Below are 26,670 nucleotides of genomic sequence, written 5' to 3'. Positions count from 1 at the left end.
TCTCACACGCTTAAAGCGCTTTCATATACGAATAAACAGTCGTACGTGAAATACCTAAATAATTTGCAATTGTATCAATAGCATGGCGCAGCTCTAAAAATCCTTCTGCTTTTAAGACTTGCATTAACTCACGACGATCTTGTGTTTTAAGTGCCTGTACAGCACTGGCTTTTTGTGCAGAAAATTGATCAATACGTTCGGTCAAGCCGTTCAAACTGCATGGATCTAAAGATTCTAATGCATGAGGATTTTCAAATGCTGTAAATTGTCCTAGCATGTTCTGTACCGCAGCAAAAATAGATAAATCAACATTTAAACATAAGGCTGCAACATAGTTGCCCGCTTCATTTTTAATTCCCACCGAAGTACTTTTAACCTGACGACCATCTTTAAATTGATTTTTATAATTGGCAATAATTGCAGGATAATCAGGATCATTAATGCGTGCATGACCAAGTTCAGTTGCCATACCACCTTGTTGCCGCCCTGATAAATTATTATAAATATTATGAATTGCATGTTCAGGCATGGTTAAGTCATGTACGACAACTTCACAAAATGGACTGAATGTTTGGCTTAGACCTTCAGCAATTTGACTGAGCTGCACTAACAAATGTTGCTGTGAAATCATTTTTTCTGACATGAACGGGACAAATGCTCTAAAATTTTTTATATTTTAACCTGTTTTACAACAACTAAATATGCTCTTGATCATTTTGATTCGGTTGAATTTCTGCGCCACTGTTAAACTATCGCAATATAAAACCTATAGATTCACCACACTATTTATCTATAAAAATCAATTTAACCGTTTAAAGTAATGCTTTCACTTTCTTATTTAAGGTCTTTCTTAATGAAAAAAATAATGTTATTTACCTTTACCACATCAATTTTAGCCACAACATTTGCACAGGCAGAGCAACCCAGAACATTGAGTTCGGATAAAATCGCTCAAGCACAATTTAATAAAATTTCTGCAAATAAAAACCTACCTAGTTGGATTAAGACTGGCGGCACGACATCAGAAACAAAAAGTGTAAAGATTGCAGGCAAAGATTATTTGGTTTTTAACGCATGTAAACCACATGATTGTAGCAGTGAACAAATTGCCACACTGTACTCACCGCAGAGCAAGACTATGACTTCTGTTTATTCAAGCGTGAATGAAAAAAAAGCAACACAACAATTAAAATGGATGAGTAATCAAACTGAAATTTCAATTGAAGCAAAAACAATATTGCTTTCTGCCTTAACAGGCGCATTAGATAACTATCCACAGAAATTTAACCTCTAACGCCAAAAATGGGATTCTTGAACGAAAATAATATCTATTTTTGCTTTCAGATAAGGATGTTGTCATACGCTTTAGTATACTTAACATCAATCAAATCCCCCAATATTCAATCAAAACGAAAAAGCAAGGAGATATTCCTTGCTTTTAAATGACTAAATTTAATTGATTTTATTTTTGAGGCTGTGGATGATTCTGTCTAAATAATTGCCATTCCTCAATCGTTTGTCCATTTGGTAGTTGGCAAAGGGCAAACTCTCCACCATCTTTATCTTTTTGTGGAATCAACTTACCTCCTTGTTCGACACAATAGACACTTGCAGGATTAGCCATACCGATTGCCTGCGGCTGATGTTGATCTGATGGAACTGAACTACATGCAGTTAAAAGAATAGGTAAAGCCATAAACATGCCTATGAATAATTTTTTCAAAATATTTAGCCTCTAAATACAAATAGATATTCCCTGATTTTAAGTGTAATAGCATATTTTGTTTGTATAAATCACGTGTCTATTCAGTATTTGAATCGAGAATTACAAAAATGCATACCTAAAGCTTGTGTCACATCTGCATCGAAATCCTAAGTAAAGCTGGGATTTAAACCAATCATAATGTTTAATAAACCTCTATTTTTTAACAACTTAGGCAATTAAATTAAAACAAGCAGCACAAAAAAACGCCCCAATGAGGGACGTTTTTTTATGCGTAATCAATAAAGATTAGTCAAGTGGCTGAACTGATTCAGCTTGAAAACCTTTTTGACCTTCTACTACGCTGAATTCAACGCGTTGGCCGTCACGTAAAGAACGGTGACCTTCACCCATAATAGCGCGGAAATGAACGAAAACGTCATCGCCACCGCTACGTTGAATGAAACCAAAACCTTTAGTATCGTTAAACCATTTAACTACGCCTTGTTCACGTACTGTCATTAGTTAATCCTCAGTGATTCAAATAAAGGATTCCCCCGGTGTTGCAAACAGCAAAGCGAACAAAGTTTAAAAATAGTTATTATTTTTAAGCTTATGAACATTTCTGTAAAACTATTAACAAATTCCGGTTATATCCACATTTTTACAGCATGATAATCGTGATTTCTCATGATCAGCATTGCTGTAATCCGTTCCTGAGATTAGCATGGCTAATATAGAATTGGTAGTAAAATCTTGCGAATTATATGGATTTTTTAGCAATACGAAGTGGAACAACGTATCTAAACCTCTTCTCTTTTTTCAAGCGCATTTTTTTGTTAAAATTTGAGTTTTAATAATTTAATTTAAAGCCATGACCCTTCAGCCAATGGATGATTTGTCCATCATTGAAATTGATGCCTTAGGCAAACCATGTCCTATGCCTTTGCTCATGCTAAAGCGTGCAATTAAATCTATAACCATACCGACTCAATTTTTATTAAAATCGTCTGACCCACATAGTGAAATCGATATTTTAAGATATTGTCAAATGCATCAGTTATCTTGTGAAATGATTAAAGTGTCTGAAACCGAGTTACATTATTCGATTAAGCTTTAAGCGTAAAATACGAAAACATATACCTTGTTGCATATTTTTTTACATTTCTCTACCCTTTTTTCCTTAATTCTGTAATCTAAGCAGATTATGATAAAACCAATGGTCTTTAGGCCAAATATCCTTATAAGGAGTCTCCATGAGTGACAGCAGCAATCAATTGATGCCCCTGTCATTGTCTGCACCAGGTATTAATCTTGGCGCATACATCAGCACTGTGAATCAATTACCTATCCTTACTGCTGAGCAAGAAAAAGAACTCGCTGATCGCTATTATTACGATCAAGATTTAGAAGCGGCCAAATTATTAGTTATGTCACATTTGCGCTTCGTTGTTCATATCGCACGCAGTTATGCAGGTTACGGACTCCCGCAAGGTGACCTTATTCAAGAAGGTAACCTTGGGCTAATGAAAGCTGTTAAACGCTTTGACCCCAATATGGGCGTACGTTTAGTCTCTTTTGCCGTGCATTGGATTAAAGCTGAAATTCATGAATACGTGATTCGCAACTGGCGGATTGTCAAAATTGCGACCACCAAAGCACAGCGAAAACTGTTTTTTAATTTACGCAGCCTAAAGAAATCAAGTAAACGTTTAACACTTGAAGAAGCAAAATCGATTGCCCAAGACTTAAATGTAACACCTGAACAAGTGTTAGAAATGGAAGGTCGCTTAACGGCATATGATGCTGCATTTGAAGCACAAAATGACGATGACGATGAAGGCTCAACCCATGTTGCGCCTGCACTTTACCTTGAAGATAATCGTTATGACCCAGCAAAATTAGTCGAAGATGAAGATTACGAAGAACAAAGTAATGCTGCACTGCATGATGCGATGGAGCAACTTGACGATCGTTCACGTAATATCTTACAACGCCGTTGGTTAGATGACGACAAGTCGACTTTGCATGAACTTGCCGCAGAATATAATGTTTCTGCTGAACGCATTCGTCAGCTTGAAAAAAATGCTATGGAAAAAATTAAAGTGGCCATGTCGTCCAACTAATTTTTCATTCAAAAGGCTGATAAAAATCAGCCTTTTTTTATATTTTTGGCACATTTTAACCATTATTAAAACTGCGTTTTATGCTAAGGTATAGCGCAAAATAATGATGGAATCGCACAATGTGGCTTGCAATTTCTGCCCTCAACTTAGCTATTGCTGTAATCGTGGGTGCATTTGGCGCACATGGCCTTAAAAGCCGAGCCAGTTTAGAGCAACTCAATTGGTGGCATACATCAACCGAATATTTCTTTTATAATGCACTTGGCTTACTTGCCATTGCAATTTTAGTCAAAGTTTCCCCCCTATTTCCAATTAAAGCTAGCTTTCTATGCTTACAAATTGGCATTGTATTTTTTTGCGGTTCACTTTACCTGATGGCACTTGGCCTACCACGTATTTTAGGTGCAATCACTCCGATTGGCGGTACCTTCATGATTTTAGGTTGGCTACTTCTAGCCTGGAATGCCTACAAACTGAGCAAGTAAGGACACTTCAATGACTGCATTTTTTTTAAATGGACAAGCAACTAAAACTGCTTGTCTCAATCTTTTACAATTGGTTCAATCGCTTGGTTTAGAAAATAAACGTTTTGCGGTTGAGTACAATGAAATGATTATTCCTAAATCTCGGTTGGAAAGCACAACCATTTCGCCTCAAGACCGCATTGAAATTATTCATGCTGTGGGCGGTGGTTAAATACAGGTCGTTATCATGCAAAATTTCGTTCAAGATTCACCGTTAATTATTGGTTCACGCCAATTTTCATCGCGCCTTTTAGTGGGTACGGGAAAATACAAAGATTTAACTGAAACAGGTGCTGCTATTCAAGCCAGTGGCGCAGAAATTGTGACGGTTGCCATTCGCCGCGTTAATATTGGACAACATGCCGATCAACCGAATTTATTGTCGGTGATTCCACCTGAAAAATACACCATTTTACCTAATACAGCAGGTTGTTTTGATGCCAATAGCGCCGTTCGCACTTGCATGTTGGCACGCGAACTGCTCGATGGTCATAATTTGGTGAAACTTGAAGTTTTGGGCGATGAAAAAACGCTTTATCCGAATATTGTAGAAACCTTAAAAGCCGCCAAAACCTTAATTGACGATGGTTTTGAAGTGATGGTGTATACCTCAGACGATCCGATTGTAGCGCAAGAACTTGAAAGCATGGGCTGTGTTGCCATTATGCCTTTAGGCAGTTTAATTGGTTCAGGCTTGGGAATTTTAAATCCACACACATTATCAATTATTAAAGAAAATGCCAAAGTGCCAATCTTGGTCGATGCAGGCGTAGGCACGGCAAGCGATGCTGCGATTGCGATGGAGCTTGGCTGTGATGGCGTGTTGATGAATACGGCAATTGCTGGTGCACAACAACCCATTTTAATGGCATCTGCCATGAAAAAAGCAGTTGAAGCAGGTCGTGAAGCTTATTTAGCAGGACGTATGCCTCGTAAACGTATGGCCAATGCCAGTTCACCTGAAACTGGCTATTTCTTTAAATAATCTAAGCCCCCTAAATTGGCTAGATAATTGCCAGTTTAGGGGGAATTTGCTCATCGGTCATTGCATTTGCATGTTATGCGTTAATGTTAAATATAGCGCAATAATCTCCTGTTTTACTTTCCCTCATAAATATTTAATTCATTTTCCTAAAAAAATTGACTTCACCCGCTTAAGACTTACAATAGCGCCTTTGTAATATAAATGAATTGACTGCAACGTTATGACCAACGATCTCATCGAAGAAACCCAAATTGTGGATTTGGACAATTTACATGAACACCGTGAAATTGTGACCTTTATGCGCCGTTCTGCGCCATTAAACACTTCACAACGAACAGCGTTGGAACAGCATCAACATTTTATTTTAGAATACCCTGTTGGCGACTTACGCCAACATTTTAGCCATCCCGAACGTCCACTAACCGTTGAAATTGGTTTTGGTATGGGGCGTTCATTGGTACTCATGGCTCAGGCTAATCCTGAACGTAACTATGTTGGCATTGAAGTTCATGTTCCTGGTATTGCACAATGTGTGTATGAAGCAGGTTTGGCAAATCTAGATAACCTAAAAGTGCTTGATGCTGATGCCATTCAAGTTTTACGTGAAATGCCAGATGCAAGCATCGACACATTGCAATTGTATTTCCCAGATCCTTGGCAGAAAAAACGTCACTTTAAACGCCGTTTTGTCAGCCATGAGCGTATGGCATTGGTTGAGCAAAAACTAAAACTTGGCGGCACCTTCCATGCAGCAACCGACTGGGAACCATATGCAGAATGGATGTTGGATGTTTTAGACAACCGCGAAAACCTTGAAAATACCGCAGGTAAAGGCAATAGTTATCCACGTCCTGAATGGCGTCCGTTAACCAAATTTGAGAAACGCGGCTTAGAAGCAGGCCATAAAATTAACGATTTTATTTTTAAAAAGATTTAAGCCTGCATTTTACTACCGATTACTAGGCCGTAAAGGCCAGTAATCGGTAAGCAATTCCCCACATTATCAGTGCAATTAAAAAATTTAAATAACGCCATGTGCCTGCTTTTTTCAGTAAGGGCAATAAAAGACGTGCACCATAACCTAAACTAAAAAAGAAAATCCATGATGCCAAAATCACACCAATAGCAAATTGCCAAGCAAAACTTTCAAATTGAAGTGAAATCGAACCAACTAAAAATAGCGCATCTAAATACACATGCGGATTCAGCCAAGTAAATGCTAAGCATGTCAACACAACCCGATATAACGACTGATGCTGCTCTGTACCTAACACAAACCGATCATTATTTTTAATTGCTGAAATTAAATGAATTAGACCATAGCTGACCAGAAATATCGCCCCCGTATATTTTGCAATCATCACAACTTGTGGAAACTTAACTACAACTTTAGACATACCAAGCACTCCTGCCAGAATCAATAATGAATCTGACAGTGCACAAATCAAACAGACCCAAAAAATTGATTGTTTCTTTAATCCCTGCTTTAAAACAAAAACGTTTTGTGCCCCAATCGCAATAATCAAAGAAAAGCCCGTGCTTAGTCCATATAAAAATGCATACATGATTTTTACTCAAAAAATTAAAAAGTTATTGGTGTTATTATCTGTTTTCTTAATTTTAATTCAGTAAAATTAAAAACATCTCAGGGAAACTAAATTATTTTTAGCTATGCTCGATTACAGACAAGCCGATGCCTTTTTAGCCGTAATTGAAACAGGTTCATTTGAACACGCAGGCTTAAAACTCTGCGTTACACCTTCTGCCATTTCATTACGCGTGCAGGCTTTAGAAAAAAGCTTAGGGCATGTGCTCCTGATTCGTGGTCGTCCCTGTGTTCCCACGCAAGCGGGGCTTGAAGTCATTCAACACTTACAACATTGTCAGCGTTTAGAGCAGAATTTATTACATCATTTAAAAGGAAATTGTGAACAAGAGTTCTTTAAAGTGACATTGGCCAGCAACGCCGATGCTTTGGCAACATGGCTCTTACCACTGTTACAACCTGTGTTATTACGTGAGAATATTGCCTTAGAGATGAAACTAGATGATGAATCTCGCACTTATCATCTTTTAGAAACAGGTGCAGCCAATGCCTGTATTTCAATTGAAAGTAAGGCAATGAAAGGCTGTGAAAGCCAAAAACTTGGCGTGGTTCGTTACAAAATGGTTGCCTCTCCACAGTTTTATAAAAAATGGTTTAGCCAAGGCGTACATCGTGATGCTTTACGGGCGGCGCCTGCCATGATTTTTAACCATCATGATCAAATGCATATTCGACTGCTATATCAATTTTTTGGATTAGCAAAAGGGACTTATCCTTGTCACCTTGTTCCATCTTCAGAATCTTTTGTACATGCCATTCAGCTCGGTTTAGGCTATGGGATGGTGCCCGAATTACAAATTAAAACCGCCTTAGTAGAACAGCGATTAATTGAAATTTTCCCTGAAGCAGATACCGAAATGCAGTTGTATTGGCACCATTGGAAACGTCAGTCTGAACCTTTGGCAAAATTGACTGAACATTTAATTCAATATGCCCCTACTGTACTGAGATAGTCCTAAACTAATTGGCTTGTTTGATAATTCCTTCACTCAGGGTTTGATAAATTTCGGCTAAATCTGTGCGCTGTTGCTGCTGAAGTAGCTGTTGATGCAGCGCCAAAATATTCTGATCTTGACGTTTGGCTGGCCCTGTTTGTACATCTTTTGGCTTAAACTGTGTAGCTTTTTGCGCCGTTTCTAAAATAAGCGGATGTAACAAGGAAAAATCAATCTGCGCTTTTTCGGTAATTTGATCTGCCATGTCATAACAATAATTACTAAAGTTGCAGGCAAATACTGCTGCTAAATGCAAACTTAACCGTTGACTTGACGAATAATGATAAACCTTATTACTTAGGCTATTTGCAAGTTGAGTCACAACATTTTGTACTTTTAGGGTACTACCTTCAATTAACAATGGAATTTCAGACCAGTTTACTTTTTTTTCCAAACTAAACGTTTGTAACGGATACAACACACCACTATGTGCATGATGCTCAAGTAAAATCTGTATATCGGTACTACCTGAAGTATGCAACACACATACCTCATCAACAGTACGAGGTAATGCTGTAATTACTGTAGCAATCGCTTGGTCACTCACCGAAATGATCAGCACATCAATATCGGCATTTAAATCATTTATACAACTCACTGCCTGAGCTTGGTATTTTTGTGCCAATTGTGCTGCATGTTTCGGGCTACAAATTTGCATGATCTGATGCCCCTGCTGTTGTAAAGCAGCGCTTAAATGTGTTGCAACTCTCCCCGAACCCACAAAACTTATCTTCATCTTTGTCTATTTCCAATACTCATTTGCAAACCAATAAAAAAGCGCCAATTTGGCGCTTTTTGTGCAGACTAAAACAATTATGCTTCTGGTGCTGCGCTGTATTGTTCAACTAGAGTTTTTAATTCACCCTTTTGGAACATGTCTAACATGATATCACTACCACCAATCAGTTCGCCATTAATCCACAATTGTGGAAAAGTTGGCCAGTTTGCAATTTTTGGCAGTACAGCACGAATATCTTGGTTTTCCAAAATATTTACATATGCAAATGGACGGCCAATTTGACTGAGCGCTTCAACAGCACGTGCAGAGAAACCACATTGTGGAAATTGTGGTGTGCCCTTCATATAAAGAAGTACTGCGTGTTTAGCGATTTGATCACGAATTAATGCTTCTGTGTCTCGTGCTTGTTCAGTCATAGATCTGAGTCCTTAACAATTATCGGGCTATTATACCTTAATCTATCTAAGATGGTATGAAGCACGGTAATTTTTCTACTTTTCTTTAATTATTGCTTTTCATCTGCCTAAGATTTTGCTTATATAAAAAGCTTTTACTCCGTTTAAATTGATACGAGATCTTAATGAACCAATTTACCCTTGCCCCTGTTGAAACTGATCAAAACTCACATGTCATGGCAACTTATGGTCGCCAACCAATCAGTTTCGTCCGAGGACAAGGTTCTTATTTATATACCGAAGATGGCACTGCCTATTTAGATGCACTCACAGGTATTGCTGTGTGTGGTTTAGGTCATGCTAATCCTGTTATTGCTGCTGCAATTGCAGAGCAAGCCCAAACGCTTGTGCATACCAGTAATTTATTTGATATTCCATGGCAAACGGCTGCGGCACAAAAACTTGCAGAAGTTTCAGACATGCAAGAAGTGTTTTTCTCGAACAGTGGTGCAGAATCGAACGAAGGTGCCATTAAAATTGCCCGTAAATATGGCCATGAACAAGGTGTTGCTTTACCTAAAATTATTGTCGCTGAACACTCGTTTCACGGTCGTACCTTAGCAACGCTGTCAGCAACAGGTAACAAAAAAGTTCAAGAAGGCTTTGCGCCACTTGTTGAAGGCTTTTTACGTGTACCTTTTGGTGATATCGAAGCAATTGAAGAATTGGCTTTGGTACATCCTGATATTGTCGCGATTTTAGTTGAACCGATTCAAGGTGAAGGTGGCGTAAATACTGCACCACAAGGGTTTGAATATCTTGAACAAATTCGTGATATTTGCAATAAAAACCAATGGTTAATGATGCTAGATGAAGTCCAAACAGGCAATGGACGTACAGGTCAATACTTTGCATACCAACACACCAACATTATTCCAGATGTAGTCACAACCGCAAAGGGTTTAGGTAATGGGTTTCCTGTCGGTGCAGTGATGACACAAGGTCGTGCAGTTGGTGTTTTAAAGGCAGGTAATCACGGTTCGACTTATGGGGGCACACCACTCGGTTCTCGTGTGGTTTATACCGTAATTGATCAAATCCAAAAAGAAAATCTGGTTGAAAATGCAGCCCAAATGGGTGCTTATATTGTTGAACAATTGCGTACACAATTGGTGCAAAACAATGTCATTGTACGTGGTTTTGGTTTAATGATTGGTATTGAACTACCAAAGGCTTGTGGTGAACTGGTCAATATTGCACGCGATCAAAAACAATTAATTATTAACGTTACCGCAGGCAATGTTGTTCGTTTATTACCCACTCTTAATTTAACGCAAAGTGAAGCAGATGATTTAATTGCACGTTTAGTCCCACTCATTCAAGACTTTTTAGCCGCATAATTCAGCATCAGCAATACAATAAAGCCAATCTAATGATTGGCTTTATGTTTAGCAATTGGTTTACTACAGTTTGATCGATTTAAGAACGTGGAATGACTTGCATTGGGTCAATTGGCTTACCATCTGCACGAATTTGGAATTCAAGCATTACACGATTAGCATTTCCTGTTGAGCCCATTTCTGCAATTTTTTGACCAACACTCACTGCCATACCACTTTTCACCAATAATTTACTGTTATAGGCATACGCGCTGATATAACCATTGCGGTGCTTAATCAGAATTAAATTACCATATTCTTTTAAGCCACTATCTGCGTATACCACTTGTCCATCAGCTGCGGCAAAAACAGGATCGCCCTGTTGACCTGCAAAACGAATACCTTTGATATTATTAGCTAAATTAAAATTATCTACAATTGCACCGTTAGCAGGTCGTACCCACTTCAATGGCGCAGCAGGATTACTGATCACAGGCGCTGAGGTATTGGCAATGGTATTTGATGCCGCAGTTGCCGCTGCTTGCTGACTCGGTAATGGAATACGTTGTCGTTGGATTGATGGTGTATTCTGCATTGGCTGAGTCACCACACGTGAATTATCCGTACTACCTTTTAAACGCAATGATTGGTTTAAGTAAATAATATATGGCGGCGCAATACCATTCATTTGTGCTACGGTAATATAATTCAAACCATAACGACTTGCGATACCACTTAAAGTATCTCCACTACGCACAGTATAATAATCAGGTGCTTTCATTGCGTGTGTTGCCTGTACTTCAGGTCTTGAAGCACAACCGGAAAGTACAGCAACGGCAAGTAATGCTAGCGATAAAGATAAAGGTTTTAACATTGATTTTTTAACTTCATTTTTCACAAAAGGCGATTGCAATAATGGCATTTGATACCCTCTCAACAACCCAAATAATTTAGTTACAGATTATAAGAGTAGCAAAATTTTGCTCAAAGAATCTGAAATTGCTATTTTTTTCACAAAGTCGCAACAGAGCGCTACACTTTTTAACGACTGCCATCAGTATCATTTATCTAAATTTCAGCCATCGCATTCTTTATCTGTTCATAAAACACACACTTTAACCATAAAATTATTCATCATTTTCTAGCGCCAATACGTTAAATTTTTTATGGTGAAACACCAAGTATGCTGCGCACACTCAAGCAGGCCACCTCACCTGCTAAAACTACATCTCAACAACAGTTTTTTACTGATCTTTCAGCAAAAACAAGGTAATCTTTTCAAATAATTTATTTATATTTAGCTTTATTTCTATGAATCAATTCATGACAAAATTTATTCTAGCTGCTTGTGCAGCATCATTTTTTTGCATTTCTATGGCTCAAGCCAAGCCACAAGCAGGCTCAAATACAACCGACAGCGAAAATATTGAAGTTACCCCAACCCAAACAAGCGTAACCTCAGAAGAACTTGCTGCAATTTATGTATTATCAAAACTATGCAAAAGTTATGGTTTTAAAGATCAAAAATACCAAAATGGTTATGCCGCATTGGTCAAAGAAAACTTACCCGAAACGCATGACCCTGTACATGCGTTAGAACAAATGGCCAAGGACAAAGCATTTAAACCTTATTTAAAAGAAGCCGAACAGGATGCAAAAAAAGCAGGCGATGCACAAAACAAAGAAATTTGTGAGGAAATTTCAACGTTAAGTAATACTCAAACACCATAAATTCGTTACAATATTCCTAAAGAGTAAAGTTGACAACGCTATAGCAGTCAACTTTGCTTTATCCTACAATGCTAAGCCATATCCGCTTTTTATAACGATTGGAAAACCACGAATGAGCCGAAAAAGTGCCTTTGCTGCCCTCTTGCTTTTACCTTCTTTTTCTTATGCAGCAACTGTCTTATCTTCGCCACCGGACTTAAATAATAAATCCTATGTGCTGATGGACTATGAAACAGGTCAAATACTTGCGGCAAAAAACGAAAATGAGAAACTTGCACCTGCATCAATGACCAAAATGATGACCAGTTACATCATTGAGCAAAAACTTCTTAAAGGACAACTCACCGAAGGTGAAAAAGTTCGCATGAATGAGGATGCATGGTGTCGTGGTAGCAGTACTGAATCGTGTATGTATGTGCCTTTGAATGGCACTGCAACTGCTTTAGAAATGTTACGTGGGATTATCATCCAATCAGGAAATGATGCGTCTAAAGCCATGGCCGAACATATTGCAGGGAATGAAGGTACCTTTGCAGATATGATGAACCAAGAAGCAAAACGTCTAGGCATGAATAATACGCATTTTATTAATTCGACAGGCTTACCTGCTGAAGGACATTATTCATCTGCAAAAGACATGGCAATTTTGGCTCAGCACATCATCCACGACAGTGCTAAATACTACCCAATTTACTCTGAACGTTCATTCAGCTTCAATAATATCAAACAAGGCAACCGTAACCCACTGCTATATACCGACCCAAGTGTGGATGGTTTAAAAACAGGTCACACTGACGAAGCAGGTTATTGTTTAACAACGTCAAGTAAACGTGGTCCTATGCGTTTAATTAGCGTTATTTTTGGCACGCCAAGTATCAATGAACGGGCGAATCAAACACGTACATTATTGGCATGGGGTTATGCAAATTACGAAACAGTCAAAGTACAACCTGCTAATCAAGCCCTTAAAAATGTTCGCGTTTGGTTTGGCCAAGAAGATGAAGTGTCAGCAGGTCTAGCGGAAGATTTTAATGTGACCATGCCTAAAGGTCAGGCGGGTGACATTAAAACCCAACTACAGGTTTCACCTGAACTCAATGCACCACTTAAACAAGGTCAAGTCATTGGTAAATTAGTGGCAACTTTAGATGGTAAAGTGATTGCAGAAAAACCTGTCGTTGCACTCAAAGCAGTTGATGAAGCAGGCTTTTTCTCTCGTATGATTGATTACGTTAAGCAGTTTTTTAGCAAATTATTTTAAAAACATCACTAGATTGTGATTGTTTTCACAATCAAACATAGCATCAACGGCATAAATTTCGTAAAATACGCTTTTTAATGCCTTTGGTGCTTTTTTATGACTGCGTGGACAGCACATGTTACTGTTGCAACAGTGATTGAAAAAGATGGTCAATATCTGTTTGTTGAAGAGTATTCTGATGGGGTTACCCATGCTGTATTTAATCAACCCGCAGGGCATGTTGAAGTTGGTGAAAGCTTAGTCGAAGCAGCAATTCGTGAAACCAAAGAAGAAACTGGTCATGATATTGCAGTTGACCATTTTTTGGGAATTTATACCTACACGCCACCCATGTTTCCTGATCGCACCTATTTTCGCTTTTGCTTTTTAGCACATCTTACTCAAGAACATCCCTGTGCAAACTTAGATCGTGATATTATTCAAACGGTTTGGATGAGCTTAGACGAGTTACGAAATTCTGGTCGTGCACGCAGCCCACTGGTCATTAAAGTAATACAAGATGCAATCAACGGACAAAAATTTCCGTTATCGCTGATTTACGAACATCCTTTTTCTTCTCAACCTATTTCCCAATTGGACGCTTAATTTTATGCAACAACGTGTCATCGTCGGTATGTCTGGTGGTGTAGATTCATCTGTTTCTGCGGCATTACTTCTTCAACAAGGTTATCAAGTTGAAGGGCTTTTCATGAAGAACTGGGAAGAAGATGACGGAACGGAATATTGCACTGCAATGACTGACCTTGCCGATGCTCAAGCGGTTGCAGATAAATTAGGTATTAAACTCCATACTGCAAACTTTGCCATGGAGTATTGGGATCGTGTTTTTGAACACTTCCTTGCAGAATATGCAGCGGGTCGCACGCCTAACCCCGATATTTTATGTAATAAAGAAATTAAATTTCGTGCCTTCATCGACCATGCCGTAACTTTGGGTGCAGACTTTATTGCCACAGGTCATTACACACGCCGCGGTGAAAGCAAAACCAATAGTAAAGGTGACATCTATGCACCTTTACTACGTGGTTTAGACCAAAATAAAGATCAAAGTTATTTCTTACATGCCGTACATGGCCGTGAGATTAATAAAACCTTATTCCCTGTTGGCGAAATTGAAAAGCCTGAAGTACGCCGAATTGCAGCCGAACTTGATCTTGCCACTGCCAAGAAAAAAGACTCAACTGGTATTTGTTTTATTGGTGAACGCCGTTTTAATGACTTCTTAAAACAATACTTGCCTGCACAACCGGGTAAAATTGTTCTTGATAACGGCCAAGAAGTCGGTGAGCATCATGGTTTAATGTATTATACGCTTGGGCAACGTGGTGGGATTGGCTTGGGCGGTTTGCGTAATGCCGAAGAAGGTGCTTGGTTTGTATTACATAAGGATATTGCAGGAAATCGTTTAGTGGTCGGTCAAGGTCACGAACACCCACTTATGCTAAGCACTACCCTTTGGAGCGAAGCAATTGATTGGGTCGCAGGCGAACAAGACATTCCGACCCAAGGTTTACGCTGCACAGCTAAAACTCGTTACCGTCAGCCCGACCAAGCATGTACAATTTTCCGCGATAGCGAAAATGGTGTTCGTGTCGAATTTGACGAAGCTCAACGTGCGGTTACGCCAGGTCAAAGCGTGGTCTTTTATATCGATGACAATTGTTTAGGTGGGGGTGTGATTCATCATACCAATGCACCTAAACCTGCTTTTTTGTAGGAATAATCAGGCATGGTTGACCTTCCTTTTCAACAGCCACAGCATTTAACTACGCGACAAAACCGCGTATTGGCGTTAGCTGGAGTGTTTCAAGCCACCCAGCTCACGCACATGACGGCAATGAAAGGACTGAGTCGAATGGGTGAAAGCGGGAATTTTTATTTTGAACATCTCATCAAAGCTAGCTTAAACATCCGCCCTATTCAACAAAATGCCTGTAACACCCTCGATTTTTTCCATCAAATTACCGATCTTTCTTTAGGCCTAAAAACCTTAGAACAAAATATTACCCAACCGTTTAGCCCTTTACCTAAAAGTAAAATTCCCAAACTGAATGCCGCTAAACTGCCCATGAGTTATGCAATTGCATTACTGCATTTAGAAAAAAAGGTCTATCGAAACCCAGAGTTCGTGAAAATTATTGAACAGACTCAACAAAAAATTTTAAAGCAACTTTCTTTTTTCGATCAAAATTATTTACACCCCAGCATTTTGGCCAATTTAGCCCAAACCTATGTCGATACCGCAGGACAAATTAATCCACGTATTTTAGTGCGTGGTAATGCCGAAGCATTTAAAGATTCCCAACACACCAATCGTATTCGCGCTTTGTTATTTACTGGCTTACAAATGGCACATTTATGGCGACAAATGCATGGTAGCTCGATTCAACTAATGTTTGGGAAACGTAAAATTTTGCAAGATGTTCAGGCCATTGCGCGCCTGCAATATCAAATTAGTGAACTGTAAATCGGTTTTGTTTTAGGTGTTTTGCACCATATTGAAGGAAACTTTATGAACGCTTTAACTGCACTCTCTCCATTAGATGGACGCTATGCGAGTAAATGTGACGCGCTACGTCCTTACTTATCTGAGTTTGGTTTAATTCATGCCCGCGTAACCGTTGAAGTACGCTGGTTACAAGCACTTGCAAAACATCCTGAAATTTTGGAAATTCCAGCATTTAGCGATGCCACCAATCAAGCATTGGATGCCATTGTAACTGCATTCTCTGAAGATGATGCTTTACGTATTAAAGAAATTGAACGCACAACCAATCATGATGTGAAAGCCGTTGAATATTTCTTAAAAGAAAAAATTGCACATATTGATGAACTCAAAAATGCAGGTGAGTTTATTCACTTTGCCTGTACTTCTGAAGACATTAACAACTTGTCACATGCTTTAATGCTTAAAAATGGCCGTGAGGTTTTATTGCAAAATATGCAGCAAATTGTGACTGATATTGCAGCACTTGCAACCACACATGCAGAACAGCCAATGTTGTCTCGCACACATGGTCAAACGGCTAGCCCAACCACTTTGGGTAAAGAAATGGCAAACGTTGCATACCGTTTGGCACGCCAAATCAAACAATTTAACAATGTTGAATTGTTGGGTAAAATTAACGGTGCTGTAGGTAACTATAACGCGCACCTTTCTGCTTATCCAAACATTGATTGGCCTGCACATTCACAAGCATTTGTTGAATCTTTAGGTTTAAATTTCAACCCGTACACCACGCAAATTGAACCACATGACTATATGGCAGAATTGTTTGATGCCTTACGTCGTTTCAATACTATCCTAATCGACTTTAACCGTGATGTATGGGGTTATATCTCGTTAGGTTTCTTCAAACAACGCTTAAAAGAAGGTGAAGTTGGTTCATCAACCATGCCGCACAAAGTAAATCCAATTGACTTTGAAAACTCTGAAGGTAACTTAGGTCTTGCCAATGCAGTCTTGGCACACTTAGGCGAGAAACTTCCAATTTCTCGTTGGCAGCGCGACTTAACTGACTCAACTGTATTACGTAATATGGGTGTTGGTTTTGCACAAAGTTTGATTGCATTTGAAGCATGCTTAAAAGGTATTGGCAAACTTGAACTCAATGCACTACGTTTAAATGAAGATTTAGACAATGCACAAGAAGTACTCGCAGAACCAATTCAAACTGTTATGCGTCGCTACAATGTTGAAAAACCATATGAAAAATTAAAAGCGCTTACACGTGGTCAAGCAATGACTCGCGACATGATGGTGAACTTTGTCAATGGTAATGAATTGACTCAAGTTCCTGCTGAAGATCGTGCGCGTTTAGCTGAAATGACACCTGCAAGCTACACAGGTAATGCGGCAGAACAAGCCAAACAAATTCACGACTTAATTGCAAAAATCTAAGTCTAACGTGCAAAAAAGCGAAGCTCTGTGCTTCGCTTTTTTATTAGCCTAAATTCAGTTTTAACAAAATACGCTCAACCTTCTTCAGACAGGCACACGTTTTTGGCTGTTTTTTTCGACTTCCATTTTAACTCACTAATCACAACGCCGAACACCACAAACAAACCACCCAATAAGGCAGCTGTACCTAAACGCTCGCCTGCTATACGCCCAAAAATCCCCGCCCAAACAGGCTCTCCAGCATAGATAATCGCAGCTTGTGAAGGTTCAACTGAACGCTGTGCCCAATTCATTGTTAATTGGATCAAAGCACTTGCAAGACCTAATCCTACTGCTGAAACCACCAAAGTTGTACTGATTGCAGGTATTTGCGTTTCACCCACCATTGGCATGCTTATAAATGCCACGAGTGATGCCACGGCGAGCTGTATCACCGTCACACATTTTACATGTACCTGACTTGAAAAATGGCTAATCAGTAAAATCTCAAGTGCAATTGCAATTGAGCCTGTAAGCGTAACCATTTGTCCAAAATTAAAAGATAGCCCATGCCACCCATTACCTGTCAGTAAAACCAACCCAATAAAGGCACATAACACACCAAGCCAAGTACTTATTTTTAAGCTTTTTCGAAACAGAATAAACTGTAACAACGGCACCATTGGCACATATAAAGCAGTTAAAAAAGCCGATTCACTGCTTGAAATAGTCTGCAAACCAATGGTTTGTGAACCATAACCTGCGGCAATGCTCAGGCCAATTGCACTACCTGCCAAAACATCCTTACAAGTCATTTGCTTTAAAGCTGAAATTGAAAATAAGCCAACAATAACGGCTGCGGTAGCAAAACGGAATCCTACAAAAAACATTGGCGAGCTTGCAGTTAATGCATGTTGAACTACCAAAAAAGTCCCACCCCAAATGACAGTGATCAAAACCAATGCCATTTGGGGCAGATATTTAATTTGACTTACGTCATTTAAAGGAAACACACGCATGAATCAACCGATATCAAATAAATAGAGAATAATATCGGTAGTGTAACATGCGAGTAAACTTAAGCTTTATCCAAATTTACAGCCACAATCACACCAATACAAAATAATGAAGCATAGATAAAAAAGAACAAAATCATTCGTTTAAAGGCTTTTTCAGAGATACCACTGGTATTTGGTTTCGGCTCTTGTTCAGTATTTTTCATCTCGTTTTCCATAATCCTACATCATTCATCTATATTGTGAACCGATTTAAAAACAAGAAACAGGCACAGACGGAGACTAAAAAACTATAACAGATAGGTAATTATGAGTACATCTGTTATACTTTTAGCACAAGTTTTAGTTTGTTTAAAAACTTCTTTTTCTCTTATTTCAATATTTTATCTAAAATGTATAAATCGAAACAACTGGCTCAAAAACTCGAACAGCAAATACAAAATGGTGTATGGGATTGTCATCAAAAATTACCGTCTTTGCGTGAACAAGCTCAACGCTCTGGCTTTAGTCTTATGACCGTTCGAAATGCCTATCAAACACTGGAAGCACAAGGTTTAATTTATGCCAAAGAAAAATCAGGATACTTTATTTCAGCAAACACCACGTTAAAACCGAGTGCAAATTTAAATCAAAAAATTCAGATTAACTCAAAAATATTTCAATATTTAAAAGCAACACAGCAGCCAGATATAATTGGATTTGGCTCAGCTTTCCCCGATAGTCGGTTGCTATATGCACCCAAGTTTCTACAAATGATGGCACAACATGCACGACATCCTGCTCGTTATAATCCTATGGATAGCCTTCCCCCAGGACAACTTGCATTAAGAGAAAAGATTGCGCAGCGTTATCGTATGCAAGGAGTTGCAACAAGTGCCGATGATATTGTCATTACCTCTGGTGGTTTAGATGCGCTTAATCTCGCCTTACAAAGTGTTGCCAAAGCGGGCGATTATATTTTATTACAACAGACCATTTTTTATGGTGCATGGCAAGCGGCAGAACGTTTAGGTTTAAATGTCATCACCATTCCTGAGCATCCTCATGATGGTTTTGATCTCGAAGCCTTCCGTACTGCCCTTAACACATATCCAATTAAAGTTTGTTGGTTCATGTTAAATAGCCATAATCCAATTGGCTTTACCGTAAATGAAGGAATTAAGTTAAAAATTTCCCAGATATTACAACAACATCAAGTTTATTTAATTGAAGATGATGTCTATGAAGAACTGTATTATGGACACACTAAACCTCGTGCCATGAAATATTACGATCAAGACAATTGGGTGCTACATTGTGCTTCTTTTTCAAAAACCTTAGGTGCAGACTGTCGTATTGGCTGGATTCATGCAGGAAAGTTTTCAAATACTATTCAACATTTACAATTGATGAGTACCCTATCTGCCAATAATCTTATACAACATACTTTGGTCGATTTTTTGTCGGGACATCACTATGAACAGCACCTACGCCAACTTAAACGGCGATTAGAAAGCCGTAAAAAACAATTTTACAGTTTTTTGGTTCAGCATCTACCAAATAATTGCGAGGTTTTTTACTATCCAAGTGGTTATTTTCTATGGATTCAACTACCTGAACATCTTAATAGCATGTATATCTATCAATACTTGTTGCAGTTTAAAATTAGCATTGCCCCCGCACAATTGTTTAATCTGTTAAACCCCCAGCAGCATTTTCTAAGAATTAATTGTTCATTTGAATGGTCAGCACACATTGAAGAAGCACTGACCTTACTCGTTCAATCTATCCAGAATTATTCAACATTGGTCGAATTAAGCGGATCTTCGCTCCAAGCGCCATAACTTGAATTTGGCAGCACAATCCAGTTTTTCCCAAAATGTTGACGCTGTGCAGCAATGCGTTTTTGCTTTTCAGTTTTGCTTAGTTTCGGCTCAAAATCTTCAGAAAAATCATGCAATGTATCACCCAACAACATCACAATTTTATGCTGTTGTTGCACCTGTTCACGGCGCTGTTGTTTTGATGTGCCATACAACAACAATTGCTTAGATTTTACTTGTGGCAAACCCAAATGTTTAAGCGTGTTTAATGTCGCCTGACGATTTTCTTCCGAGCGGTCAGAAACATAATAAATGGTAACACCATGCCGACTCGCAAAATTAAAGAAATCTAAACTGCCTGTAATTAACTTTGGATGCCCTGTACGCTCCCATTCTGCCCATGAATGCCACTGGGTAAAGTCTTGGCAGTTTTTCACATCACGCGCAAATAATGCACTGTTGTCTAAAACAGTTTCATCTAAATCGGTCACTATCGCCAAGTTTTTTGCATGGGGATGTTGTTTTAAAATTGCTTCTAAACGATATGTTGCAAGCTGATATGCTTGATACTGTAAAGCCTCAATTTCAGCTGACTGCTGATATTTCAAGCTCATGTTATATTGTTCAGCCGAACAATTCAGATTTTGCGCTGTATCTGCATAAGTCAGTATGCTAATACAACTCAATCCCCAAAAAATACCACTACGTACTAAATTTCGCATCAATTCCCTCTTTTTTAAATCAAGTTTTAGGCTAAACAAAAATCGCCACCCAATCCAACAATAGCGATTTTGCTTTGCATTAGTATGGCTTAAAAGTTAAAGCTAAATGATAATTTAGCGGTACGCGGTGCGCCTAAAAACAAATAGTCATCGCCTAAATAACCACCTGCATCGCGCCAATATTTTTTATTTAACAAGTTATCAACATTAAAACGTAACGTACTGTCATGGCTATATAATTTGAAAGTATAGGCAAGACCTGCATCAAAAATGGTATAGCTAGGCACACTCACCGACCCTGTTTTGTTGGCATATTTACGCGCGCTATATTGCACGCCACCCAGTAAGCGTAAACCTTCCATTTGTGGTATTGCATAAGACAAATGTGCAGCTGCGCGCAGCTTTGGTGTATTTTGGGTTTGATGGTTCATTAAATCAGCAGCGTCGACACCTTCTAAACGTGAACGTGTCCATGCAACCGATGATGTGATTGCTAAATTCTGGGTAATATCACCACTTAAAGACAGCTCTAAACCGAGATTATGCTGTTTGCCTTGTTGAATAAAGTATTGTTTATTATTTTGTATATTTAGCCAACTATATTGATTTTGCTGAGTTAAATCAAAAATTGCAGCGGTAAATAAAAAGTTTTGAATTTGCTGCTTTAAGCCAAGTTCATATTGTATCGACTCAATGGGTGCCAATATCTCATCAGCATTTTCATCATACCAAGGTGCTTGACCTCCATCAGCAAGTCCTTTGGCATAAGATGCGTAAAAATGTGTATTTTTCCACGGGCGATACATCAAAGCCATTTGTGGTAAAAATTTATCCATTTGAGTGTGACGATTTTCTGTACCGTCAGCATTGTAGGCTTTCTCATTAAGATGTAACCATTTTCCCCCCATTAAGGTTGACCACTGCGTGTTCCATTGAATCAGGTCTTGCACACTCATACCTGTTTGCTGACTATCTAAAGATTTATAGTAAGGGCCTAAACTTGCACTACTTGGACTCAAATCTGTGGTATTCGTATAAATATCACCTGTACCAATCCATTTGTTAATGCTTTTATATTGTTTTTGATTTTTTTGCGTTTGGGTGAGTGCCATATTTAAATGATGTTCAAGCTTTCCTGTTTGGAAATAGCCAGTTAAGTTAGCATTCAACTCATCTGTTGTACGTGCATCATTGGGTTTTTGATAATCATAAATATCATATGTTCCATCGGCATAGAAACCATAAGGAAATGCCGAATAATCATCAATTCTGACTTTACTATGCGCGGCACTTAAACTCATCGCCCAATCATCATTCAATTTATAATTATATTTCACACTGGTATTTAAGCTGGTCATCGTAACGGGTTTGCTCCAGCTTTGGTAACCCAATAAACGATCTGAATTGATATCTGACGGAACCGTTTTTCCATCCAACAACTCATAACCGGCAACTGAGCGCTGTTGCTGCCGTTGAGATTCTAAATCAAACTGCAACTGTGAACGCTCTGAAATATTCCAATCGAGTGCTACAGAACCGAAGCTACGCTGACCATTGCTATGTTCGACATACGGACGAATGGCTTGTTGTGCCAAGTTAACACGATAACCTAATTGCTGCTGTGTACCTAAAAAACCGCCTACGTCAGCCGAAATCGTATTATCCCCATAATTATCGGCGTCTAATGTAATATTATGAATATCTTTCGGGCGTTTGGTGACATAATTCACTACACCGCCTGGCGTGGATACATTACTTTGAATGGCTGAAATGCCTTTTAGAATTTCAATTTGATCTTTGTTTTCTAAGGCAACATTTTGTTCACCGCGTACCGTATGCCCATTAATTAAATAGCTCGAACCTTGGTCTAAACTAAATCCACGGGTAATAAAATTTGGATAATAACCAATCGGTGCATAAGCATCACCGACAGCGGCATCATTTTTAACCACATCGGTAAGCAATTTGGCATGTTGATCGGCCATACGCTCAGAGGTCACCACTGAAACCGATGCAGGAATTTCTTTTAATGATTGTGTTCCAAAACCTTGTATCGCAACATTTTGAGCAGCATAACGTGAATCTACAGATGAAGCATTAACCTGAATGGTTGCTAATTGTTGAATTTGTTCAGAATTGGCATGCGTTATAGTGGCATAACACAATGGCAAAAGGGCGAAAGAAATGGCTTGATATAAGGCGTGCGGTTTGAAATGCTTCGGTTCCATGAAACGCTAATTCAAAAAAGAAAGAATATTAAAAGCTAAACTCATAGAAAGCTATAGCAATAGACACCGATTTCACAACTTTATTCGTTTCACCGTTTCATGAATGATCGCCATCAATTGAGTTTTAAATATCTGACCTTGTGGGCAAAAGAACCATGCAGTATGCGCAATCAACCAATCGTAATATGCTGCATCAGCATGATGCATGTTCTGCGTAATGGCCACGAAATATTCAAGCTCAGACAATGCAAAATCGACATGAATAATCGGCAATAATTCAGGTAAAATCAACAGTTGGTCAATCTGATCATTCTGCGTAACATAAGCATGAATAAATTGAGTCAGCCCTGCCATATCAATCGATAAATCATTGGTTTTAGATAATTCTAGCCAATCAATAAAGTTTCGCTCTACGGTTACAGCCAAATCATAAGCTGCACACGTGTAATCACACAAACCAAAATCTATCACTTGTGCAATCTCTGAATCTGCGGTATCAGAACACCACAGCAAATTAGAAGCATGTAAATCATTATGCGTCCAAATTTTAGGAAAATGCCTCAGTTGGATTGCAATATTTTGGTGCGTGTATTGCAGCTGTTGCAAAAACAAAGGTTCAAGCACTTTATTACTAAAATAATGACATAGTGCAGGACTTTGACGAATCTTGTCCATCAATGCCGTAATAATATCTTCACTTTCAAGTAAGTTCTGGTTCGAATACAAATAAGAAGTGCTACGCCCCGTTCGTACAGGATAATCTTGTGCAGCTTGATGCATTTTTGCCAAGATTATACCTGTTTTATAAGCATGCTCAGGACAGAAAAAAGGCTTCCATGACAACGTATCGGCATAGATATCTTGTGCAGCAGTATATTGATGCACCTCATAACTCCACGCGCTAACCGCTATGGCACTGCATCCATTTTGCGCTGAAATCACTATTGGCACATGCAAACCTTTTTGCGCCAAGTGCGCAATAAATTGATGCTCTTCCATAAGGTCTTGCACAGAACGGAAAGAGCCGTGACTTCGCTTAATAAAAAAACGTGCTTGTCCATTCACTTGTATCAATGCAGCAGAAGAAAATGGGCGCGGGCTATGCCAAAGTAGTGTTATCTCACCCTTTAAAATAGGATAATCTTGCTGCAAGGCTTGAATATCAATCAAACTTAAATTTTGCCAGTCTTTAGGCTCAAGCTCAGTTGTCATGCCATGACCAAGGCTAACATCTTTTTCTAGCATGACGGCGTTCCGTATCATTTACAATGATAATTGAATCAATCTATTTCAATTGAAGATAAAATAAAAAAACCTGATCTTAGAATTGATCAGGTTTTTTTATGAGATGCACTTAGCATACTCATTTATTGCATGCAAATAACTACAATAAATTATTCGCCTTTATCTAAATATTGCAATTTATCTGCTTTACCATTCCACTCTTCACGATCCGCAGGTTGATCGCCAATTTGTGTGATATTTGGCCATTTTACCGCAAGTTCTGCATTAAGTTCGATAAAGACTTCTTGACCTTCTGGTAATTCATCTTCAGAAAAAATTGCATTTGCAGGACATTCTGGCTCACACAAAGCACAGTCAATACACTCATCGGGATTAATAACTAAAAAGTTTGGGCCTTCATAGAAACAGTCTACAGGGCAAACCTCAACACAATCTTGGAATTTACATTTAATACAATTTTCAGTGACAACAAAGGTCATGGCGGCAGCTACCTAAAAAACATGTTTTCTTCAATTGTGATATTGTAGGCAAAAATGGGGGGAACAAACAATTCCTTTTATTGATATTAGTTATACAAAAATCAGAATAAATTCTAAATTTCACTAAATTATTGTTTTTATATAACTTATTGCTGTTTGTTTTTCACTCACCACAAAACTATCGCAAAATAATCGCAAAACTATTTTTAGTATTTTGCATAAAATTGACCATATTGACAATGATTTTTATTTCATTTTTGAAGCAATTCTTAACACGTCCATTCTACTGAGGGTAAGTTTAACTCCTCCTGAAAGCTTGAGCATCGTCTCAAAGCCTTTGATTTAGTCTTCTTTTATATCAACAATGGATTCGTCTAATGCCAGCATACTTTTTGATACACCACCTTAATTTTAATTTGACTAAATCAATCTTTATTTTCATCAAAACATAAGCGAGCTGATTGAATCATTGGACGATTTTTTTCTACCCATTTAATCAATACAGCTACTGGTTCTAATAAAGTGAATCCCAATTTTGTTAATTCATAGTCTACACGTGGAGGAATACATGGAAAAATTGTGCGTGTAATTAAACCATCTCGCTCTAGTCCTCTTAAAGTTAGAGTGAGCATACGCTGTGATACTCCATTAATTTCTCGTCTTAATTCGTTAAAACGTTTTGGTCCATTATGTAGTGATCCAATAACATAAAGTGTCCATTTGTCAGCAATTCGATCTAATATTTCTCTTGTTGCACGGCACTCATCTTCAGTGGGCTTAGATAAATTCATGTAACTAGGTTCCATCTATGTGCCTTCTTGTAGTCTTAAAGTAGTAACTATATCATCCTAAGTTCTTAATAGTAACCTTATACTCAATAAGATAATTTAGCGTAATGCTAGATTGTTTAATGTTTTAGATATTAAGCACTTACATTTAAGAAAAACGACTTTATAAATTAAACTTATTCAATGAATTGCTTTAGGAGATTTACTTAATGACAACTTATGGCATTACAGGTGCAACAGGACAACTTGGACGGAAAGTGATTGATAGTTTGTCTAAAAAGGTCAAATTAGAAGAGATTATTGCAATAGCTCGAGACCCTATCAAAGCAAGTGATCTTGGTATCGCTGTCAGGGCAGCAGATTATAATGATTTCGAGAGTTTGGTCTCTGCATTTGCAGGCATTGATACCTTGCTATTAATATCTTCAAGCTCAATTGAAACACGCCAAATAGAACATAAAAATATCGTTGAAGCGGCTCAGAAAGCAGGAGTTCAACGTATTATTTATACAAGTCTATTGCATGCTGATCAATGGGGTATTGCATTTGCAGAAGATCATCTTACAACAGAAAAATGGATTAAAAGCTCTGGATTAAAATTCACTATTCTACGTAATGGTTGGTATTGGGAAAATCATACGAGTGGATTAATGGCAACATTAGATCATGGTGGGTTTGTAGGGAGTGCAGGTGATGCAAAAATTTCTTGGGCAACACGTCAGGACTATGCAGATGCAGCTGTTCAAGTATTAATAGAAGATAAACATGAAGGAAAAACCTATGAACTCGCAGGTGATTTATCTTATACGCTGACTGACTTAGCAAATGAAGTAGAACGACAAATAAAAAAGGATTTTCACTACAAAAACCTTGATGAATCAGAGCATATTTTATTTTTAGAATCTGTCGGATTACCGTTGTTTGTAGCAAAAATGGTTGCAGAAATAGAGAGTCGCGGTATTCCTACAGGTGCATTGGTCGATAAAACAAAGACACTATCTGCATTAATTGGCCGACCGACAACAACTTTACAAGCAGCTGTTACAGAAGCAATAACATTGTAAGCA

General features: G+C 38.4%; 31 protein-coding genes. 17 read left to right on the top strand and 14 right to left on the bottom strand.

Features of this window, described 5'->3' with window-relative positions; translation table 11 throughout:
• Positions 1–10: 10 nt before the first annotated feature.
• Positions 11–643, bottom strand: coding sequence for a helix-turn-helix transcriptional regulator (locus tag FXN70_RS01630; RefSeq protein ID WP_324645668.1), 633 nt, complete (start codon positions 641–643; stop codon positions 11–13).
• Positions 644–853: 210 nt separating this feature from the next.
• Between FXN70_RS01630 and FXN70_RS01625 the strand changes: the two genes are divergently transcribed.
• Positions 854–1,294 carry an Ivy family c-type lysozyme inhibitor gene (locus FXN70_RS01625; protein WP_324645667.1) on the top strand — a complete coding sequence of 147 codons (441 nt, stop codon included), beginning with the start codon at positions 854–856 and terminating at the stop codon, positions 1,292–1,294.
• A gap of 168 nt (positions 1,295–1,462) precedes the next feature.
• Here FXN70_RS01625 and FXN70_RS01620 read toward each other — a convergent pair whose 3' ends face one another.
• Together FXN70_RS01620 and FXN70_RS01615 are read right to left on the bottom strand one after the other, a co-directional pair.
• Positions 1,463–1,696, bottom strand: coding sequence for a DUF333 domain-containing protein (locus FXN70_RS01620; RefSeq protein ID WP_324645666.1), 234 nt, complete (start codon positions 1,694–1,696; stop codon positions 1,463–1,465).
• Between the two features lie 315 nt (positions 1,697–2,011).
• Entirely contained in the window at positions 2,012–2,224 is a 213-nt protein-coding gene (locus FXN70_RS01615; protein ID WP_324626020.1) for a cold-shock protein, read from the bottom strand.
• 367 nt (positions 2,225–2,591) lie between these two features.
• Here FXN70_RS01615 and FXN70_RS01610 point away from each other — a divergent pair, with 367 nt between their 5' ends.
• The 6 genes from FXN70_RS01610 to trmB all read left to right on the top strand — a co-directional run bounded on the left by FXN70_RS01610 (position 2,592) and on the right by trmB (position 6,274).
• Entirely contained in the window at positions 2,592–2,822 is a 231-nt protein-coding gene (locus tag FXN70_RS01610) for a sulfurtransferase TusA family protein (RefSeq protein WP_324646050.1), read from the top strand.
• Between the two features lie 136 nt (positions 2,823–2,958).
• A complete protein-coding gene (gene rpoH / locus FXN70_RS01605) occupies positions 2,959–3,828 on the top strand; it encodes an RNA polymerase sigma factor RpoH (RefSeq protein WP_324645665.1) in 870 nt (289 codons plus the stop codon).
• 119 nt (positions 3,829–3,947) lie between these two features.
• Complete coding sequence (locus tag FXN70_RS01600; protein ID WP_324645664.1) at positions 3,948–4,313, top strand: DUF423 domain-containing protein; 366 nt, start codon at positions 3,948–3,950, stop codon at positions 4,311–4,313.
• 10 nt (positions 4,314–4,323) lie between these two features.
• Positions 4,324–4,524: a sulfur carrier protein ThiS gene (gene thiS, locus FXN70_RS01595; protein ID WP_324645663.1), complete on the top strand. Its 201-nt coding sequence runs from the start codon at positions 4,324–4,326 to the stop codon at positions 4,522–4,524.
• 15 nt (positions 4,525–4,539) lie between these two features.
• Positions 4,540–5,337 (top strand): thiazole synthase, encoded by a 798-nt coding sequence (locus tag FXN70_RS01590; protein ID WP_324645662.1) that lies wholly within the window; start codon positions 4,540–4,542, stop codon positions 5,335–5,337.
• A 220-nt stretch (positions 5,338–5,557) separates the two neighbouring features.
• The gene (trmB, locus tag FXN70_RS01585; RefSeq protein ID WP_324645661.1) at positions 5,558–6,274 is read left to right on the top strand and encodes a tRNA (guanosine(46)-N7)-methyltransferase TrmB; all 717 of its coding nucleotides are present in this window, start codon (positions 5,558–5,560) and stop codon (positions 6,272–6,274) included.
• A gap of 22 nt (positions 6,275–6,296) precedes the next feature.
• On the opposite strand, the gene FXN70_RS01580 is transcribed toward trmB, so the two are convergent.
• Positions 6,297–6,902, bottom strand: a complete 606-nt coding sequence (locus tag FXN70_RS01580) for a LysE/ArgO family amino acid transporter (RefSeq protein ID WP_324645660.1) — start codon at positions 6,900–6,902, stop codon at positions 6,297–6,299.
• 106 nt (positions 6,903–7,008) lie between these two features.
• Here FXN70_RS01580 and FXN70_RS01575 point away from each other — a divergent pair, with 106 nt between their 5' ends.
• Positions 7,009–7,896, top strand: coding sequence for a LysR family transcriptional regulator ArgP (locus tag FXN70_RS01575; RefSeq protein ID WP_324645659.1), 888 nt, complete (start codon positions 7,009–7,011; stop codon positions 7,894–7,896).
• A 7-nt stretch (positions 7,897–7,903) separates the two neighbouring features.
• Here the strand turns inward: FXN70_RS01575 and FXN70_RS01570 are convergent, their stop codons facing one another.
• Complete coding sequence (locus FXN70_RS01570; RefSeq protein ID WP_324645658.1) at positions 7,904–8,674, bottom strand: Rossmann-like and DUF2520 domain-containing protein; 771 nt, start codon at positions 8,672–8,674, stop codon at positions 7,904–7,906.
• A gap of 77 nt (positions 8,675–8,751) precedes the next feature.
• A complete protein-coding gene (gene grxD / locus FXN70_RS01565; protein WP_324645657.1) occupies positions 8,752–9,093 on the bottom strand; it encodes a Grx4 family monothiol glutaredoxin in 342 nt (113 codons plus the stop codon).
• A 164-nt stretch (positions 9,094–9,257) separates the two neighbouring features.
• Here grxD and FXN70_RS01560 point away from each other — a divergent pair, with 164 nt between their 5' ends.
• Positions 9,258–10,472 (top strand): aspartate aminotransferase family protein, encoded by a 1,215-nt coding sequence (locus tag FXN70_RS01560; RefSeq protein WP_324645656.1) that lies wholly within the window; start codon positions 9,258–9,260, stop codon positions 10,470–10,472.
• 79 nt (positions 10,473–10,551) lie between these two features.
• Here the strand turns inward: FXN70_RS01560 and FXN70_RS01555 are convergent, their stop codons facing one another.
• Positions 10,552–11,373 (bottom strand): peptidoglycan DD-metalloendopeptidase family protein, encoded by an 822-nt coding sequence (locus FXN70_RS01555; protein ID WP_324645655.1) that lies wholly within the window; start codon positions 11,371–11,373, stop codon positions 10,552–10,554.
• 401 nt (positions 11,374–11,774) lie between these two features.
• Here FXN70_RS01555 and FXN70_RS01550 point away from each other — a divergent pair, with 401 nt between their 5' ends.
• The 6 genes from FXN70_RS01550 to purB all read left to right on the top strand — a co-directional run bounded on the left by FXN70_RS01550 (position 11,775) and on the right by purB (position 17,344).
• A complete protein-coding gene (locus tag FXN70_RS01550; protein ID WP_324645654.1) occupies positions 11,775–12,182 on the top strand; it encodes an MCR_0457 family protein in 408 nt (135 codons plus the stop codon).
• A gap of 112 nt (positions 12,183–12,294) precedes the next feature.
• Positions 12,295–13,443, top strand: coding sequence for a D-alanyl-D-alanine carboxypeptidase PBP5/6 (dacC, locus tag FXN70_RS01545; protein WP_324645653.1), 1,149 nt, complete (start codon positions 12,295–12,297; stop codon positions 13,441–13,443).
• 96 nt (positions 13,444–13,539) lie between these two features.
• A complete protein-coding gene (locus FXN70_RS01540) occupies positions 13,540–14,028 on the top strand; it encodes an NUDIX hydrolase (protein ID WP_324645652.1) in 489 nt (162 codons plus the stop codon).
• Between the two features lie 4 nt (positions 14,029–14,032).
• The gene (mnmA, locus tag FXN70_RS01535; protein WP_324645651.1) at positions 14,033–15,160 is read left to right on the top strand and encodes a tRNA 2-thiouridine(34) synthase MnmA; all 1,128 of its coding nucleotides are present in this window, start codon (positions 14,033–14,035) and stop codon (positions 15,158–15,160) included.
• A gap of 12 nt (positions 15,161–15,172) precedes the next feature.
• Positions 15,173–15,910: a high frequency lysogenization protein HflD gene (gene hflD / locus FXN70_RS01530; protein WP_324645650.1), complete on the top strand. Its 738-nt coding sequence runs from the start codon at positions 15,173–15,175 to the stop codon at positions 15,908–15,910.
• A 45-nt stretch (positions 15,911–15,955) separates the two neighbouring features.
• Positions 15,956–17,344: an adenylosuccinate lyase gene (purB, locus tag FXN70_RS01525; protein WP_324645649.1), complete on the top strand. Its 1,389-nt coding sequence runs from the start codon at positions 15,956–15,958 to the stop codon at positions 17,342–17,344.
• 74 nt (positions 17,345–17,418) lie between these two features.
• Here the strand turns inward: purB and FXN70_RS01520 are convergent, their stop codons facing one another.
• On the bottom strand, positions 17,419–18,342 hold the full coding sequence (locus FXN70_RS01520; RefSeq protein WP_324645648.1) for a DMT family transporter: 924 nt from the start codon (positions 18,340–18,342) through the stop codon (positions 17,419–17,421).
• A gap of 59 nt (positions 18,343–18,401) precedes the next feature.
• Positions 18,402–18,545: a hypothetical protein gene (locus FXN70_RS01515; protein WP_324645647.1), complete on the bottom strand. Its 144-nt coding sequence runs from the start codon at positions 18,543–18,545 to the stop codon at positions 18,402–18,404.
• Positions 18,546–18,731: 186 nt separating this feature from the next.
• Between FXN70_RS01515 and FXN70_RS01510 the strand changes: the two genes are divergently transcribed.
• Positions 18,732–20,162, top strand: a complete 1,431-nt coding sequence (locus tag FXN70_RS01510) for a PLP-dependent aminotransferase family protein (RefSeq protein ID WP_324645646.1) — start codon at positions 18,732–18,734, stop codon at positions 20,160–20,162.
• Here the strand turns inward: FXN70_RS01510 and FXN70_RS01505 are convergent.
• The 5 genes from FXN70_RS01505 to FXN70_RS01485 all read right to left on the bottom strand — a co-directional run bounded on the left by FXN70_RS01505 (position 20,114) and on the right by FXN70_RS01485 (position 25,606).
• Positions 20,114–20,863 carry a 5'-nucleotidase, lipoprotein e(P4) family gene (locus tag FXN70_RS01505; RefSeq protein ID WP_324645645.1) on the bottom strand — a complete coding sequence of 250 codons (750 nt, stop codon included), beginning with the start codon at positions 20,861–20,863 and terminating at the stop codon, positions 20,114–20,116. The two genes, FXN70_RS01510 and FXN70_RS01505, sit on opposite strands and share 49 nt — an antisense overlap.
• 89 nt (positions 20,864–20,952) lie before the next feature.
• On the bottom strand, positions 20,953–23,091 hold the full coding sequence (locus tag FXN70_RS01500; protein WP_324645644.1) for a TonB-dependent siderophore receptor: 2,139 nt from the start codon (positions 23,089–23,091) through the stop codon (positions 20,953–20,955).
• Positions 23,092–23,163: 72 nt separating this feature from the next.
• A complete protein-coding gene (locus FXN70_RS01495; RefSeq protein ID WP_324645643.1) occupies positions 23,164–24,336 on the bottom strand; it encodes a phosphotransferase enzyme family protein in 1,173 nt (390 codons plus the stop codon).
• Between the two features lie 149 nt (positions 24,337–24,485).
• Positions 24,486–24,815 (bottom strand): ferredoxin FdxA, encoded by a 330-nt coding sequence (gene fdxA, locus FXN70_RS01490; protein WP_324645642.1) that lies wholly within the window; start codon positions 24,813–24,815, stop codon positions 24,486–24,488.
• A gap of 425 nt (positions 24,816–25,240) precedes the next feature.
• Positions 25,241–25,606, bottom strand: a complete 366-nt coding sequence (locus FXN70_RS01485; protein WP_324645641.1) for a helix-turn-helix domain-containing protein — start codon at positions 25,604–25,606, stop codon at positions 25,241–25,243.
• 206 nt (positions 25,607–25,812) lie between these two features.
• Here FXN70_RS01485 and FXN70_RS01480 point away from each other — a divergent pair, with 206 nt between their 5' ends.
• A complete protein-coding gene (locus tag FXN70_RS01480) occupies positions 25,813–26,667 on the top strand; it encodes an SDR family oxidoreductase (RefSeq protein WP_324645640.1) in 855 nt (284 codons plus the stop codon).
• Positions 26,668–26,670: the final 3 nt, after the last annotated feature.

The sequence above is a fragment of the Acinetobacter sp. MD2 genome (genome assembly GCF_035615575.1).
Lineage (GTDB): Bacteria > Pseudomonadota > Gammaproteobacteria > Pseudomonadales > Moraxellaceae > Acinetobacter.
This window is presented reverse-complemented; position numbering and strand designations above follow the sequence as displayed.

Excerpts from the sequence above, each read along its gene's own strand:
- trmB (WP_324645661.1), top strand. The coding sequence starts at position 5,558 with ATGACCAACGATCTCATCGAAGAAACCCAAATTGTGGATTTGGACAAT.
- FXN70_RS01575 (WP_324645659.1), top strand. The coding sequence starts at position 7,009 with ATGCTCGATTACAGACAAGCCGATGCCTTTTTAGCCGTAATTGAAACA.
- grxD (WP_324645657.1), bottom strand. The coding sequence starts at position 9,093 with ATGACTGAACAAGCACGAGACACAGAAGCATTAATTCGTGATCAAATC.
- FXN70_RS01500 (WP_324645644.1), bottom strand. The coding sequence starts at position 23,091 with ATGGAACCGAAGCATTTCAAACCGCACGCCTTATATCAAGCCATTTCT.
- FXN70_RS01480 (WP_324645640.1), top strand. The coding sequence starts at position 25,813 with ATGACAACTTATGGCATTACAGGTGCAACAGGACAACTTGGACGGAAA.
- mnmA (WP_324645651.1), top strand. The coding sequence starts at position 14,033 with ATGCAACAACGTGTCATCGTCGGTATGTCTGGTGGTGTAGATTCATCT.
- FXN70_RS01590 (WP_324645662.1), top strand. The coding sequence starts at position 4,540 with ATGCAAAATTTCGTTCAAGATTCACCGTTAATTATTGGTTCACGCCAA.
- FXN70_RS01600 (WP_324645664.1), top strand. The coding sequence starts at position 3,948 with ATGTGGCTTGCAATTTCTGCCCTCAACTTAGCTATTGCTGTAATCGTG.
- FXN70_RS01610 (WP_324646050.1), top strand. The coding sequence starts at position 2,592 with ATGGATGATTTGTCCATCATTGAAATTGATGCCTTAGGCAAACCATGT.
- thiS (WP_324645663.1), top strand. The coding sequence starts at position 4,324 with ATGACTGCATTTTTTTTAAATGGACAAGCAACTAAAACTGCTTGTCTC.
- FXN70_RS01620 (WP_324645666.1), bottom strand. The coding sequence starts at position 1,696 with ATGGCTTTACCTATTCTTTTAACTGCATGTAGTTCAGTTCCATCAGAT.
- FXN70_RS01505 (WP_324645645.1), bottom strand. The coding sequence starts at position 20,863 with ATGCGAAATTTAGTACGTAGTGGTATTTTTTGGGGATTGAGTTGTATT.
- rpoH (WP_324645665.1), top strand. The coding sequence starts at position 2,959 with ATGAGTGACAGCAGCAATCAATTGATGCCCCTGTCATTGTCTGCACCA.
- FXN70_RS01580 (WP_324645660.1), bottom strand. The coding sequence starts at position 6,902 with ATGTATGCATTTTTATATGGACTAAGCACGGGCTTTTCTTTGATTATT.
- FXN70_RS01570 (WP_324645658.1), bottom strand. The coding sequence starts at position 8,674 with ATGAAGATAAGTTTTGTGGGTTCGGGGAGAGTTGCAACACATTTAAGC.
- FXN70_RS01625 (WP_324645667.1), top strand. The coding sequence starts at position 854 with ATGAAAAAAATAATGTTATTTACCTTTACCACATCAATTTTAGCCACA.
- FXN70_RS01485 (WP_324645641.1), bottom strand. The coding sequence starts at position 25,606 with ATGAATTTATCTAAGCCCACTGAAGATGAGTGCCGTGCAACAAGAGAA.
- FXN70_RS01515 (WP_324645647.1), bottom strand. The coding sequence starts at position 18,545 with ATGAAAAATACTGAACAAGAGCCGAAACCAAATACCAGTGGTATCTCT.
- FXN70_RS01550 (WP_324645654.1), top strand. The coding sequence starts at position 11,775 with ATGACAAAATTTATTCTAGCTGCTTGTGCAGCATCATTTTTTTGCATT.
- FXN70_RS01630 (WP_324645668.1), bottom strand. The coding sequence starts at position 643 with ATGTCAGAAAAAATGATTTCACAGCAACATTTGTTAGTGCAGCTCAGT.
- FXN70_RS01495 (WP_324645643.1), bottom strand. The coding sequence starts at position 24,336 with ATGCTAGAAAAAGATGTTAGCCTTGGTCATGGCATGACAACTGAGCTT.
- hflD (WP_324645650.1), top strand. The coding sequence starts at position 15,173 with ATGGTTGACCTTCCTTTTCAACAGCCACAGCATTTAACTACGCGACAA.
- dacC (WP_324645653.1), top strand. The coding sequence starts at position 12,295 with ATGAGCCGAAAAAGTGCCTTTGCTGCCCTCTTGCTTTTACCTTCTTTT.
- FXN70_RS01560 (WP_324645656.1), top strand. The coding sequence starts at position 9,258 with ATGAACCAATTTACCCTTGCCCCTGTTGAAACTGATCAAAACTCACAT.
- fdxA (WP_324645642.1), bottom strand. The coding sequence starts at position 24,815 with ATGACCTTTGTTGTCACTGAAAATTGTATTAAATGTAAATTCCAAGAT.
- FXN70_RS01510 (WP_324645646.1), top strand. The coding sequence starts at position 18,732 with ATGTATAAATCGAAACAACTGGCTCAAAAACTCGAACAGCAAATACAA.
- FXN70_RS01520 (WP_324645648.1), bottom strand. The coding sequence starts at position 18,342 with ATGCGTGTGTTTCCTTTAAATGACGTAAGTCAAATTAAATATCTGCCC.
- FXN70_RS01555 (WP_324645655.1), bottom strand. The coding sequence starts at position 11,373 with ATGCCATTATTGCAATCGCCTTTTGTGAAAAATGAAGTTAAAAAATCA.
- purB (WP_324645649.1), top strand. The coding sequence starts at position 15,956 with ATGAACGCTTTAACTGCACTCTCTCCATTAGATGGACGCTATGCGAGT.
- FXN70_RS01540 (WP_324645652.1), top strand. The coding sequence starts at position 13,540 with ATGACTGCGTGGACAGCACATGTTACTGTTGCAACAGTGATTGAAAAA.
- FXN70_RS01615 (WP_324626020.1), bottom strand. The coding sequence starts at position 2,224 with ATGACAGTACGTGAACAAGGCGTAGTTAAATGGTTTAACGATACTAAA.